The organism is Pseudomonas sp. 1L-E-NC-VB-C3, assembly GCF_057291535.1.
In genome coordinates, this window is sequence record NZ_JBXAWD010000016.1 from 76,689 (window position 1) to 89,985 (window position 13,297).

The following is a 13,297-nucleotide window of genomic DNA, read 5'->3' on the forward strand; positions in this document are numbered from 1 at the left end:
CCATGCAGCAAGAGTTCAACGATCCGCTCTGGCGCACGGTGCTGTCCGGCGCGCAGATGCTGTTCGTGGCCTTCGGCGCCTTGGTGCTGATGCCGCTGATCACCGGCCTGGACCCGAACGTGGCACTGTTCACCGCGGGTCTGGGGACGATCCTGTTCCAGATCGTCACCGGGCGACAGGTGCCGGTGTTCCTGGCGTCGAGCTTCGCCTTCATCACGCCGATCATTCTCGCCAAGGGCCAGTTCGGCCTCGCCGCGACCATGGGCGGGGTGATGGCGGCCGGTTTCGTCTACACCTTCCTCGGCCTCGCCGTGAAGATCAAAGGCACCGGCTTCATTGACCGTCTGCTGCCACCGGTGGTGATCGGTCCGGTGATCATTTCCATCGGCCTGGCCATGGCGCCGATTGCCGCGAACATGGCGATGGGCAAGGCCGGCGACGGCACCGAACTGATCCACTATCAGACGGCGATGATGATTTCCATGCCGGCGCTGCTGACCACGTTGATCGTGGCGGTGTTCGGCAAGGGCATCTTCCGTCTGGTGCCGATCATTTCCGGCGTGCTGGTGGGTTTTGCCATGTCGTTCTATTTCGGCGTGGTCGATACGGCGAAAATTGCTGCAGCGCCATGGTTCGCTCTGCCGCACTTCACCGCGCCCGAGTTCAATTGGCAGGCGATTCTGTTCATTGTTCCGGTAGCGCTGGCCCCGGCGATCGAACACATCGGCGGCGTGATTGCCGTCGGTAGCGTGACCGGCCGCGATTACCTGAAGAAGCCGGGCCTGCATCGCACCCTGCTCGGTGACGGCATCGCCACCACGGCCGCCGGCCTGTTCGGCGGCCCGCCCAACACCACTTACGCCGAAGTGACCGGCGCGGTGATGCTGACCAAGAACTACAACCCGAAAATCATGACCTGGGCGGCGATCTTCGCCATCACCCTGGCGTTCATCGGCAAGTTCGGCGCGCTGCTGCAAAGCATTCCGGTGCCGGTAATGGGCGGGATTCTGTGCTTGCTGTTCGGTTCGATCGCGGCAGTGGGCATGAACACCCTGATCCGCCACAAGATCGACCTGGGCGAAGCGCGCAACCTGGTGATTGTTTCGGTGACGCTGGTGTTCGGTATCGGCGGCGTGCTGGTTGGCACCGGCACCGGTCCTGATGACTTCGGCCTCAAAGGCATCGCGCTGTGCGCGGTGGTGGCGATTGCGCTGAACCTGATCCTGCCGGGCAATGATGGCTGGAAGCAGAAGAAGGCGGATGAGCCGCTGATCTAAGGCTTTCAGATCTTCATCGCCTGACAGATAGCATTCGCGAGCAGGCTCGCTCCCACAGGTTGGAATGCATTTACCCTGTGGGAGCGAGCCTGCTCGCGAAGCTTTTAAAGGGCCAGCGGCGCTCGTTCGCAGAGGGTCGCCAACGCCTTGGCCCATTGCGGGTCGTCGTTCAGGCACGGCACCAGCACCAACTCCTCGCCCCCCGCTTCGCGGAACTGTTCCCTACCGCGATCACCAATCTCTTCCAGCGTCTCGATGCAATCGGCGACGAACGCCGGGCACATCACCAGAATCTTTTTCGTCCCGCTTTTGGCCAGTTCATCCAGCCGCGCTTCCGTGTACGGCTCGATCCATTTCGCCCGGCCCAGGCGCGACTGAAACGACACCGACCATTTGCCGTCAGCCAGCCCCATGCTTTTGGCGAAAGCGGCGGCGGTGCGGAAACACTGCGCGCGATAACAGGTCGCAAATACCTCCGGCGAGGCGGTCTGGCAGCAATCGGCGCCCTTGAGGCAGTGATTGCCCGTCGGGTCGAGTTTGCTCAGATGCCGCTCAGGCAAGCCGTGAAAGCTCAGCAGCAGATGATCGTAGTCCTGCTGCAGATGTGGTCGAGCGCTGGCGGCCAGTGCCTCGATGTATTCCGGCTGATCGTAGAACGGTTGCAGGATCGACAACTGCACGTCGAGTTTCTTCTCGCGCAGCACGCGCCGGGCTTCTTCGATCACGGTGGTCGTGGTGCTGTCGGCGAACTGTGGGTACAGCGGTGCCAAAGTGATCTTCTTATGTCCCGCTTTGACCAGACGCAGCAGACAGGTTTCGATCGACGGCTCGCCATAACGCATCGCCAGATCTACCGGGCCGTGTTTCCACGTGCGGGTCATCTGCTCTTGCAAACGGCGGCTGAGCACCACCAGCGGCGAGCCCTCTTCCCACCAGATCGAGGCATAGGCATGGGCCGATTGCTCGGGACGCTTGATCAGGATCAGCGACACCAGCAGCCGCCGCAGCGGCCATGGCAGGTCGATCACGTAGGGGTCCATCAGAAATTGATTGAGGTAGCTGCGCACATCGGCCACCGAGGTGGAGGCCGGAGAGCCCAGGTTGACCAGAAGCAAAGCGTGATCGGTCATGCAACGTCCTATTTCAGAGGCGGCTGGAGAGATCATCCAGAGCCGCGCGTAAATCCGTAAAGCGGAAGCTGAACCCCGCTTCCACCAGGCGTGCCGGCGTCGCACGCTGGCCGCCGAGCAATAACAGTGACAGCTCGCCGAGCATGACTTTCAGCGCCAGGGTCGGCATCGGCATGAACGCCGGGCGGTGCAACACACTGCCCAGGGTCTTGGCAAATTCGCGGTTGCGCACAGGTTTCGGCGCGCAGGCATTATAAGGACCGCTCGCCTGATTCCGGTGCAGAAGAAAATCAATCAGGGCGATTTGATCGTCGATGTGAATCCACGGCATCCACTGCCGACCATTGCCCAAAGGCCCGCCCAGCCCGAGCTTGAACGGCAGCAACAGCCGCGACAAAAAGCCGCCCTCAGCCGACAGCACCAGACCGGTTCGCACCAGTACCACGCGGATGCCGAGGTTTTCGGCGCGCAGGGCGGTTTCTTCCCAGGCGATGCACAACTGACTGGCGAAGTCGTCGATGCCCGGCGGTGATTCTTCAGTCAACTCGCGTTCGCCACCGTCGCCGTACCAGCCGATCGCCGAGCCGGAAATCAGCAGCGACGGTTTCTGCGCGCGAGTTTCCAGCCACGCCAGCAGCGTTTCCGTCAGGGTGATGCGGCTGCTCCACAGCAACGCCTTGCGACGATGGGTCCAGGGGCGGTCGGCAATCGGCGCGCCGGCGAGATTGACGATCGCATCCAGCGGCTCTTCGCCGAGGTCCTCCAGACGCGAAATTCCGCGCACCTGCGCGCCGCAGATCTGCGCGACTTTTTCCGCGCGGCGACTCCACACCGTCAGCCGATGGCCCTGCTCCAGCCAGTGCCGGCAGAGCTGACGTCCGATCAAACCAGTACCGCCGGTCAGCAATATGTGCATGACATCTTCCTCGCGTGGCGTTTAACCCGGATCACTAGTCTATTTTTATAGGCAGGGATCTTTTCGATCGGGCAGGCTCTATGGTTTAACAATAGGCCAAGCTGTCAGAACGAGAACGCTAGAAGTTATACCAAAAAACAGAATTGTACAGGTTTCATCGACGGCGTAGTCTGTACAGAAAGGTAAACGAGGCCCCTATGACTGTACCTATCGCAATCATCGGCACCGGCATCGCCGGGCTCTCCGCCGCTCAGGCTCTGACAGAGACCGGGCATACCGTCCAACTGTTCGATAAAAGCCGCGGCAGCGGCGGGCGCATGTCGAGCAAGCGTAGCGACGCCGGCTCGCTGGACTTGGGCGCTCAATACTTCACCGCGCGCGACCGGCGCTTCGTCACCGAAGTGCAGCGCTGGCAGAGCCGGGGCTGGGCCGCTGAGTGGACGCCGCAGCTGTACACCTTCCAGGGCGGCCAACTGAACATGTCGCCGGACGAGCAGACCCGCTGGGTCGGCACGCCGCGCATGAGCGCCATCACCCGTGGCCTGCTCGATGGCCTGGACGTGCAGTTTGCCTGCCGCATCACCGAGGTCTATCGCGGCGAAGAACACTGGCATCTGCAGGACGCCGACGGCTGCACCCACGGCCCCTTCAGCCATGTGGTGATCGCCACGCCGGCACCGCAAGCCACCGCGCTGCTGGCCGCCGCACCGAAACTCGCCGGGGTTGCTGCCGGGGTGAAAATGGAGCCGACCTGGGCCGTCGCCCTCACCTTCGAAACCCCGCTGGATACGCCAATCGAAGGCTGCTTCGTGCAGGACAGCCCGCTCGACTGGCTGGCGCGCAACCGCAGCAAACCCGGGCGCGACAGCACTCTCGACACGTGGGTGCTGCATGCAACCAGCGCCTGGAGCCGGCAACACATCGACCTCTCCAAGGAAGCAGTAATCGAACATCTGCACGGTGCCTTCGCCGAACTGCTGCACAGCGCCATGCCTGCGCCGACCTTCAGCCTCGCCCACCGCTGGCTCTACGCCCGCCCCGCTACCGGCCACGAATGGACCACACTGGCCGATGTCGATCTGGGCTTGTACGCCTGTGGCGACTGGTGCCTGTCGGGCCGCGTTGAAGGCGCTTGGCTCAGTGGTCAGGAGGCTGCACGTCGCTTGCACGAACACCTGCAATGAATCGCATCAATCCGCGCAAATTGCTGCTGTCGAAGTGGACAGCAGCCCACCCGCAAAATCGCGAAAAACATTTTCTGGTCACCGAACTGATCCGCGACGAGGAAGGTACGGTGCTGGAAGTTGAGTTGCAGGCGGTGCTGACCCAGCGTAGCGAGCGACTGGATTGGCAGGTGCTGAAAGACAGCGAGCAATGGTTACTGGGCTGGAAATAGATTTCCCTTGTGGGAGCGAGCCTGCTCGCGAAAGCGCTGTATCAAATGCAATTTCATTCACTGACCCACCGCTTTCGCGAGCAGGCTCGCTCCCACATATTCAGCGCTGTAGAAAAATCTTATACAAATCATTTGACTTGTACATCCATCGATCTATGCTGAGGAAAAATTGTACAGAGATAACTCTCTGTACAGGTATAGATTCGAGGTGCTCATGTCTACTGCTTCCCTGTCCAAGCCGAAGATCGCCATCAGCGCCTGCCTGTTGGGCGAAGAAGTGCGCTACAACGGTGGGCACAAGGAATCGCGGCTGTGCAGCCGTACCCTCACCGAATATTTCGATTTCGTCCCGTTGTGCCCGGAAGTCGCCATCGGCATGGGCATTCCCCGTGAGCCGATTCGGCTGGTCGGCGACCCTGAACAACCCGAGGCAGTCGGCACCGTTGACCGGACCATCAACGTAACCAGGCCGCTGGCCGAGTACGGCGAGAAAATGGCCGCCGAGTTGCAGGACCTGTCTGGCTACATCTTCATGCAGCAGTCGCCCTCCTGCGGGCTGGAACGGGTCAAGGTCTATCACGACAACGGCGCACCAGTGAATGGTGGCGGACGCGGCATCTATGCGCAGGCATTCTGTGCACAGCATCCGGATCTGCCGGTGGAAGAAGCCGGACGCCTCAACGATCCGGTGCTCCGGGAGAACTTCATCACCCGCGTCCTGGCCTACAGCGCCTGGCAGCAAGTGCTCGCCGAGGGCCTGAGCCGCCGCGCCCTTACCGAGTTCCATTCGCGCTACAAGTACCTGCTGATGGCGCACAACCCGCTGCAATACAAAAACCTCGGCAAGATGCTCGGCAACATGGCCGACAGCGATCCCGCCGAACTCGGCCCGCGCTATTTCAGCGAGCTGATGGCCGCGCTGAAGAAATGCGCCACTCGCGGCACCCATTGCAACGTGCTGCTGCACCTCAGCGGTTATTTGAAACAATCGCTGAGCGCCGAAGACAAACAGGAAATGCAGCAGATCATCGGCCAGTACCGCCAGGGCATCGTGCCGCTCGTGGTGCCGTTGACGCTGCTCAAACACCATTTTCGACTCCATCCGGACCCGTACATCGCGCAGCAGGTTTACCTGCAGCCGCATCCGGAAAACCTCAGTCTGCGAAACGCGATCTAATGAACGATAAAACCGACAGCAGCGCCCAGGAAGACCTCGGCGCCGACTTCAAGAAAGCCCTCGACGAGGGCTGGTTGCCGATTCGCGAAGTCGCGCGGCAGACAGGCGTCAACGCCATCACCCTGCGCGCGTGGGAACGTCGCTATGGGTTGGTGGTGCCTCAGCGCACGCCCAAGGGCCATCGACTGTATAGCGCTGAACATGTGCAGCGGATCATGGCCATCCTCACCTGGCTCAACCGTGGCGTTGCGGTTAGCCAGGTCAAGCCACTGCTCGATGCGCCGCAGGCCTTCACGGAAACTGTGGAAAACGATTGGCAGCGTCTGCATCAGACGTTGCTGTCGGCGGTCACCTCGCTCAACGAGCGCGCGCTGGATGACAGCGTCAATCAGGCCATCGCCTTGTATCCGCCACGGACGTTGTGCGAGCAATTGCTGATGCCGCTGCTGGCCGAGCTCGAACAGCGCTGGCAGGGCCAGTTCGGCGCACAGATGGAACGGACGTTTTTCTTTTCCTGGTTGCGCAGCAAATTCGGCGCACGCATCTACCATAACAACCGTCAGCTGCATTCGGCGCCGCTGCTGTTGATCAATCATTCCGACCTGCCGCTGGAGCCGCATCTGTGGCTGTGCGCATGGCTGATCAGCAGTGCCGATTGCCCGGTGCAAGTGTTCGACTGGCCACTGCCGGCCGGTGAACTGGCGCTGACCGTCGAGCATCTGCAAGCCCGTGGCGTGCTGCTGTATTCGAGCAAAGCCATGCAACTGGCGCAGTTGCCCAAGCTGTTGGCAAACGTCAATTGCCCGACCTTGATTGCTGGCCCCACGGTGCACATCCACCACACCGAGTTGTCCGCACGCACCGCCCAGACTGCCGATCTGTTCCTGGCTGAAGATCCGCTTGCCGCACACCAGGCGCTGCTCGAGCGCGGATTGATTTGATGATGGGTTTAATCACATGCAACTGATCTGGCTGCGCAGCGACTTGCGCCTACATGACAACACAGCCCTCGCGGCCGCCGCAGCGCGCGGCCCGACCGTGGCGGTGTATCTGTTGAGTCCGCAGCAGTGGCTGGAGCACGACGATGCGCCGTGCAAAGTAGATTTCTGGCTGCGCAACCTGCGCGAAATGAGCCAAAGCCTCGGCGCGCTGAACATCCCGTTGTTGATTCGCAGCGCACCGCATTGGGATCAGGCACCGGCAGAATTGCTCAAGCTGTGCCGGCAATTGAAGATCGAGGCGGTGCACGTCAACGAGGAATACGGCGTTCACGAAAGCCGCCGTGATGAAGCCGTGGCCGAAACGTTGCGAGCCGAAGGCATCGAATTCCACAGTTACCTGGATCAGTTGCTGTTCAAACCCGGCACAGTGCTGACCAAGACCGGCACCTACTTCCAGGTGTTCAGTCAGTTTCGCAAAGTCTGCTACGAACGCCTGCATCGCTCGATGCCGGCACTGGTCAAGGCACCCGGCAAGCAGGCCGCGCTGGATATCGCCAGCGATGCAATTCCGGAGGCGGTAAAAGGTTTCGCCACACCGAGCGAATCCCTGCGCGCCCTGTGGCCGGCCGGCGAGCAAGAGGCGCGACGCCGCCTCGATACCTTCACCGACGCGCAGATCGACTACTACCGCAGTGAACGCGACTTCCCGGCCAAACCTGGCACCAGCCAATTGTCGGCGTATCTTGCCGCCGGCGTGATCTCGCCACGCCAGTGCCTGCACGCTGCACTGCAAAGCAATCAGGGCGAGTTCGAAAGCGGCAAGGTCGGCGCAGTGACCTGGATCAACGAGCTGCTGTGGCGCGAGTTCTATAAACATATTCTGGTCGGCTACCCACGTGTCTCCCGGCATCGCGCCTTTCGCCCGGAAACCGAAGCGCTGGCCTGGCGCGATGCGCCGGAAGAACTCAAGGCCTGGCAAGAGGCACGCACTGGGCTGCCGATCATCGACGCGGCGATGCGTCAACTGCTGGAAACCGGCTGGATGCACAATCGCCTGCGCATGGTCGTAGCGATGTTCCTGACCAAAAACCTGCTGATCGACTGGCGCGAGGGCGAACGCTTTTTCATGCGCCACCTGATCGACGGCGACCTGGCGGCCAACAACGGTGGCTGGCAATGGAGCTCATCGACCGGCACCGACTCAGCGCCCTACTTCCGTATTTTCAACCCGCTGAGCCAGTCGGAAAAATTCGATGCCGAAGGCGTGTTCATCAAGCACTGGTTGCCGGAACTGGCCGGGCTCAACAAGAAGGAAGTGCACAATCCGGCGGCAGCCGGAGGACTGTTCGGCGTGGCCGATTATCCGGCGCCGATCGTTAACCTCAGCACTTCACGCGAGCGTGCGCTGACAGCGTTCAAGAACCTGCCGTCGCGCCAGCCTGTGGGCGGCAGCGATGAGTGAATTCCTGCGCAGCTTCGCCCGCGAGTTTTCCGGGTTGAACAAGGACAACCTGCATCGCCTCGGCGAGCTGTACAGCGACGACATTCATTTCACCGATCCGCTGCACGAAGTTCAGGGCCTGGCACAACTGCGGGATTACTTCAGTGAGCTGTACGCCAACGTCAGCGATCTGCGTTTCGATTTTCACGGCTTTGACCAGATCCGCGAAGGTGAGGGTTACCTGCGCTGGGTCATGAGTTATCGCCATCCGCGCCTGGCCAACGGTCGGGAAATCAGGGTCGGTGGCTGCTCGCACCTGCTCTGGCGCGACAAGGTTTATCGCCATCGGGATTATTTCGATGCCGGGGCGCTGCTGTATGAACACTTGCCAATATTGGGCCGGGCGATTGCCTGGCTGAAAAGGAGAATGGGATGAGTCGTACACCTCCACGGCGGTATTGGTTGACCGGGGCCAGCAGTGGCATCGGTGCAGCCTTGTGTGAGGACATTCTGAAAAGCGGCGCGCACCTGGCGGTCAGCTCGCGCTCGGCCGCGCCGCTCAAGGTCTTGTCCCAGCGTTATCCGGGCCAGGTGCTGGTGGTGCCCGGCGATCTGACCAACAGTCAGACCGTGCGCGAAATCGGTGAGCAGATCACCGAGGCCTGGGGTTCGCTGGACAGCGTGATTCTCAACGCCGGCACCTGTGAATATGTCGACGCGCGCCAGTTCGATTCGTCGATCATCGAGCACGTGGTGCGCACCAATCTGCTCGCCAGCAGCTATTGCATCGAAGCCGCCCTGCCGCTGTTGCGCAAAGGCACCGCGCCGCATCTGGTCGGCATGGCCAGCTCGGTGACTTACCTGCCGCTGCCACGGGCCGAAGCCTATGGCGCATCGAAGGCCGGGCTGCGTTACCTGTTCGAATCGCTGCGCATCGATCTGGCGGATGAAGGTATTGAAGTCACCATCATCAGCCCGGGTTTTGTCGAAACGCCGCTGACCGAGAGGAACGATTTCCCGATGCCGCTGAGCTGGCCCGCAGATAAAGCGGCGCGGCACATCTTCGCCAAACTCAAGGACCGTCCGCTGGAAATTGCCTTCCCGGGGCTGTTCATGGCCGCGCTGTGGCCGCTGTCCAAGCTGCCCGCCCGCGCGCAACTGGCGATCGGCAAACGCATGGTGCGCAAGAACCCTCCGCAGCGGGACCCGATATGAAAATCGCCGTAATTGGCAGCGGTATCGCCGGGCTCACCTGCGCCTACCTGCTGAACCGCCGCCACGACATCACCGTGTTCGAAGCGAGTGACTGGGTCGGCGGCCACACCCACACCGTACCGGTCAGCGTGGCTGGGCAATCGTTCGCCATCGACACCGGTTTCATCGTGTTCAACGACTGGACCTACCCGAACTTCATTCGCTTGCTCAACCAGCTCGGCGTGGCGTTCAAGCCGACCGAAATGAGCTTTTCGGTAACCGACCCGGACACTGGCGTGGAGTACAACGGCAACAACCTCAACAGCCTGTTCGCCCAGCGCAGCAATCTGTTGTCGCCCGGGTTCTGGGGGATGCTGCGCGACATTCTGCGCTTCAACAAAGAAGCCCAGCGCGACCTGGTGGAACTGCGCATCGCCGCCGATACCACGCTCGATGATTACCTCAAGGCCGGCGGCTACGGCGAGCGCTTCATCCTGCACTACATCGTGCCGATGGGCGCGGCCATCTGGTCGATGCCGATGGCGGAAATGCTCAATTTCCCGCTGCAGTTTTTCCTGCGTTTTTTCAAGAATCATGGCCTGTTGTCGGTCAGTGATCGGCCGCAGTGGCAGGTCATTGAAGGCGGTTCCAGTGCGTATATCGCGCCGCTGACCGCTTCGTTCAGCGACAGGATTCGCCTGAACTGCCCGGTCAGCCGCGTCGAGCGCAATCAGCATGGTGTGGTTATCCACAGCCCGGCCGGCCTCGAACATTTCGACAAGGTGGTGTTCGCCTGTCACAGCGATCAGGCTCTGAGGCTGTTGGCCAACCCGAGCGACGCCGAGCGTTCGATTCTCGGTGCCCTGCTCTACGCCGACAACGACGTCGTGCTGCACACCGACACGCGCCTGCTGCCGACGCGCAAACTGGCCTGGGCCAGCTGGAACTATCGCCTCGGCGGCGCCGGCCATACCCGCGCGGCGGTCACCTACAACATGAACATCCTGCAGGGCATCGAAAGCGACACCACGTTCTGCGTCAGCCTCAACCAGACCGCCGGCATCAGCCCGGACAAAGTGCTGGCCCGCTATACCTACGCCCACCCGCAATACACCTTGGCCGCCGCAGCCGCGCAAAACCGTTGGGGCGAACTCGATGGTGAGCAGCACACCCATTATTGCGGCGCCTACTGGGCCAACGGCTTTCATGAAGACGGCGTGGTCAGCGGTTTGCGCGTGGCCGCTGCGTTCGGTGAAACCCTGTGAACAGCGCACTGTATAGCGGCGTGATTGGCCACCGACGTTTTGCGCCGCGCCGCCACGAATTCCGCTACCGCATTGGCCTGCTCTATCTCGACCTGAGCGAACAAGACGCCGTGCTGGCCTTGTCGCCACTGGCGGGGCGCAGCCGCTTTGCGCCGTTCTCGTTTCGCGAAACCGATTACCTGAAAGCCTTCACCGGTAAGGGCATGCGCCTGATCGACGCCGTGCGCCAGCAGGTCGGTGCAGCCATCGGTCATGAACCACAAGGCGCGGTATGCCTGCTGACCCAGCCGCGCAGTTGGGGGCTGTCGTTCAATCCGGTGAGCTTCTTCTACTGCCATGAAGCCGACGGACAACTCACGGCGATCGTTTGTGAAGTGACCAACACGCCGTGGCGCGAGCGTTTTCATTACGTGTTGCCGGCGCAGGTGCCGACCAGCCTGGTGGACTTCCATCAGCATTTCGCTGTGGCCAAGGCGTTTCACGTCTCGCCGTTTCTGCCCCGTGACCTCGAATACCGCATGAGCTTCAGCCCGGCCGCGCAAAGCCTGGGTGTGCACATGGCCGATTGGCAGGGCAGCGAGAAACTGTTCGACGCCACACTGAATCTGCGCCGCGAACCGCTCGATCGTCGCAGCCTGCATCGCTATCTGCGGCGCTTTCCGTGGATGACCGCAAAAACCGCTCTGGCGATTTATTGGCAAGCACTGCGACTGCTGCTCAAGCGCGCGCCGATCTTCCCTCACCAGGCTGCCGACGGCAGCTTGAAAACCGCCACTGTGCCTCCGAAGGAGCCGCACCATGAAATCCTCTAGCCTGCCGCTCGGTCGCTTCAGCACCAACGGTTTGACCGGCTCGCTGCTGCGCCGTGGCGTGTTGCGCCAATTGGCCCAGCTCAAACACGGACAATTGATGGTCGTCGAGGATGGCGAACAAATGCTTTTCGGCACCCCGGGCAGTGCTCTGCTCGGCGAAGTCCATGTACTCGACCCGGCTCTGTGGGGCATGGTCGCCAGTAGCGGCTCGATCGGCGCCGGCGAAGCATTCATCCACGGCTATTGGAGTTCGCCGGACCTGACTGCTGTGGTGCGCGTGTTCGTCAGCAATCTCGATGTACTCGACGCCATGGAAGGTGGCCTGGCGCGTCTGGGCCGGCCCTTCGTACAAGGCCTGCACTGGCTCAATCGCAACACGCGCAAGGGTTCGCAGAGAAACATCGCCGCGCACTACGACCTCGGCAATGAACTGTTCGAACAGTTTCTCGACCCGACCATGATGTATTCCGCCGCCCAGTTCCTTTCGCCAAGCGACACCCTGGAACAGGCGCAACTGAACAAACTCGAGCGCATCTGCCAGAAACTCGCGCTCAAACCCAGCGACCACCTGCTGGAAATCGGCACCGGTTGGGGCAGCATGGCCCTTTACGCAGCGCAGCATTACGGTTGCCGCGTGACCACCACGACGCTGTCGAAAGAGCAGTTCGCGTTCACTGCCAAACGCATCGAACAATTGGGCTTGCAGGACCGCGTCACCCTGCTGCTCAAGGACTACCGCGACCTGAGCGGCGAGTACGACAAACTGGTATCGATCGAGATGATCGAGGCGGTCGGCCATCGGTTCCTGCCCACCTACTTCAAGCAATGCGCGCAGTTGCTCAAAAGCAACGGCCTGATGCTGCTCCAGGCGATCACCATTCGCGAGCAACGCTACGAACAGGCCAAGCGCAGCGTCGACTTCATCCAGCGCTACATCTTCCCCGGCGGCGCCCTGCCCTCGGTACACAAGATGCTCGATGTGGTCGGCCGCGAAACCGACATGAACCTGCTGCACATGGAAGATTTCGGCCTGCATTACGCCAAGACACTGCGCCTGTGGCACGAGAACTTTCGCCTCGCCCATGGTCGTCTGAACGAATTGGGCTATGACGATTATTTCCTGCGTTTGTGGGAGTTCTATCTGTGCTACTGCGAGGGCGGATTCCTCGAACGCACCATCGGCACCGCGCAATTGCTGCTGGCCAAACCGGCGGCGATGACCGCTCCCCTGCTCGGGCGCTTCGATGCGTGAGCGAATCGCCAATGCCGTGCTGTTTCAGCTCGGCTGGCTGGCCTGCGTGCTCGGCGGCAACAGTTTATGGCTGTTGCTGGCGGTGGCGGCTCTGGTGATTCATCTGCGCTGGATCAGCAGTTGGGCGGCAGAAGGTCGTTTGATTCTGTGCGTGGTGATTGTCGGCACGGCGGTGGACAGCGTCTTGCGTTACCTCGACGTGTTCCGCTTTGCAGACGCTTCACCGCTGATTCCGCTGTGGCTGATGCTGCTGTGGGCGCTGCTCGCCACCACGTTGCGCCACTGCCTGGCCTGGAGCGCGCGGCCATGGTGGCTGGCCAGCGCACTTGGCGCGGTGGGCGGCGCATTGTCGTACTACGCTGGCGGACGGCTGGCCGGCGTGCAATTTCCCTATGGCGATATCCCCACGCTGATCTTGATCGGGCTGCTCTGGGCCGTGCTGTTTCCGTTGTTGCACTTGATGGCGCGGCGTCTGGCGCCGTGAGCGTCCGTCAGC

General features: G+C 61.6%; 14 protein-coding genes. 12 read left to right on the plus strand and 2 right to left on the minus strand.

The genetic code is table 11. The features are described 5' to 3' along the window. Window positions 1–2 precede the first annotated feature (2 nt). Entirely contained in the window at window positions 3–1,277 is a 1,275-nt protein-coding gene (locus AC0Z5Z_RS22855; RefSeq protein ID WP_016773229.1) for a uracil-xanthine permease family protein, read from the plus strand. Window positions 1,278–1,381: 104 nt separating this feature from the next. Here the strand turns inward: AC0Z5Z_RS22855 and hemH are convergent, their stop codons facing one another. After that, window positions 1,382–2,407 carry a ferrochelatase gene (gene hemH, locus AC0Z5Z_RS22860; RefSeq protein ID WP_485611680.1) on the minus strand — a complete coding sequence of 342 codons (1,026 nt, stop codon included), beginning with the start codon at window positions 2,405–2,407 and terminating at the stop codon, window positions 1,382–1,384. Between the two features lie 13 nt (window positions 2,408–2,420). Beyond that, entirely contained in the window at window positions 2,421–3,323 is a 903-nt protein-coding gene (locus tag AC0Z5Z_RS22865) for a TIGR01777 family oxidoreductase (protein ID WP_056790263.1), read from the minus strand. A 197-nt stretch (window positions 3,324–3,520) separates the two neighbouring features. On the opposite strand from AC0Z5Z_RS22865, the gene AC0Z5Z_RS22870 reads away from it, so the two are divergent. The 11 genes from AC0Z5Z_RS22870 (at window position 3,521) to AC0Z5Z_RS22920 (ending at window position 13,285) form a co-directional block, all read left to right on the plus strand. Next, complete coding sequence (locus AC0Z5Z_RS22870) at window positions 3,521–4,507, plus strand: NAD(P)/FAD-dependent oxidoreductase (protein ID WP_315435720.1); 987 nt, start codon at window positions 3,521–3,523, stop codon at window positions 4,505–4,507. After that, entirely contained in the window at window positions 4,504–4,719 is a 216-nt protein-coding gene (locus tag AC0Z5Z_RS22875) for a TIGR02450 family Trp-rich protein (protein WP_485611681.1), read from the plus strand. Before AC0Z5Z_RS22870 ends, AC0Z5Z_RS22875 begins: the two co-directional genes overlap by 4 nt. 214 nt (window positions 4,720–4,933) lie before the next feature. Then, a complete protein-coding gene (locus AC0Z5Z_RS22880) occupies window positions 4,934–5,896 on the plus strand; it encodes a YbgA family protein (RefSeq protein ID WP_041479992.1) in 963 nt (320 codons plus the stop codon). Next, window positions 5,896–6,837, plus strand: coding sequence for a MerR family transcriptional regulator (locus AC0Z5Z_RS22885; RefSeq protein WP_056790272.1), 942 nt, complete (start codon window positions 5,896–5,898; stop codon window positions 6,835–6,837). Before AC0Z5Z_RS22880 ends, AC0Z5Z_RS22885 begins: the two co-directional genes overlap by 1 nt. Before the next feature lie 16 nt (window positions 6,838–6,853). Continuing rightward, window positions 6,854–8,299, plus strand: coding sequence for a deoxyribodipyrimidine photo-lyase (gene phrB, locus AC0Z5Z_RS22890; protein WP_423664795.1), 1,446 nt, complete (start codon window positions 6,854–6,856; stop codon window positions 8,297–8,299). After that, window positions 8,292–8,714 carry a nuclear transport factor 2 family protein gene (locus tag AC0Z5Z_RS22895; RefSeq protein WP_073473500.1) on the plus strand — a complete coding sequence of 141 codons (423 nt, stop codon included), beginning with the start codon at window positions 8,292–8,294 and terminating at the stop codon, window positions 8,712–8,714. The genes phrB and AC0Z5Z_RS22895 overlap by 8 nt, the downstream gene beginning before the upstream one ends. Continuing rightward, the gene (locus AC0Z5Z_RS22900; protein WP_041479996.1) at window positions 8,711–9,493 is read left to right on the plus strand and encodes an SDR family NAD(P)-dependent oxidoreductase; all 783 of its coding nucleotides are present in this window, start codon (window positions 8,711–8,713) and stop codon (window positions 9,491–9,493) included. Before AC0Z5Z_RS22895 ends, AC0Z5Z_RS22900 begins: the two co-directional genes overlap by 4 nt. Then, complete coding sequence (locus tag AC0Z5Z_RS22905; RefSeq protein ID WP_236168899.1) at window positions 9,490–10,737, plus strand: NAD(P)/FAD-dependent oxidoreductase; 1,248 nt, start codon at window positions 9,490–9,492, stop codon at window positions 10,735–10,737. The genes AC0Z5Z_RS22900 and AC0Z5Z_RS22905 overlap by 4 nt, the downstream gene beginning before the upstream one ends. Then, window positions 10,734–11,549, plus strand: coding sequence for a DUF1365 domain-containing protein (locus AC0Z5Z_RS22910; protein WP_485611682.1), 816 nt, complete (start codon window positions 10,734–10,736; stop codon window positions 11,547–11,549). Before AC0Z5Z_RS22905 ends, AC0Z5Z_RS22910 begins: the two co-directional genes overlap by 4 nt. Next, window positions 11,536–12,801: a class I SAM-dependent methyltransferase gene (locus AC0Z5Z_RS22915; protein ID WP_485611683.1), complete on the plus strand. Its 1,266-nt coding sequence runs from the start codon at window positions 11,536–11,538 to the stop codon at window positions 12,799–12,801. Before AC0Z5Z_RS22910 ends, AC0Z5Z_RS22915 begins: the two co-directional genes overlap by 14 nt. After that, the gene (locus AC0Z5Z_RS22920) at window positions 12,794–13,285 is read left to right on the plus strand and encodes a DUF2878 domain-containing protein (protein WP_206421574.1); all 492 of its coding nucleotides are present in this window, start codon (window positions 12,794–12,796) and stop codon (window positions 13,283–13,285) included. Before AC0Z5Z_RS22915 ends, AC0Z5Z_RS22920 begins: the two co-directional genes overlap by 8 nt. Window positions 13,286–13,297 lie beyond the last annotated feature (12 nt).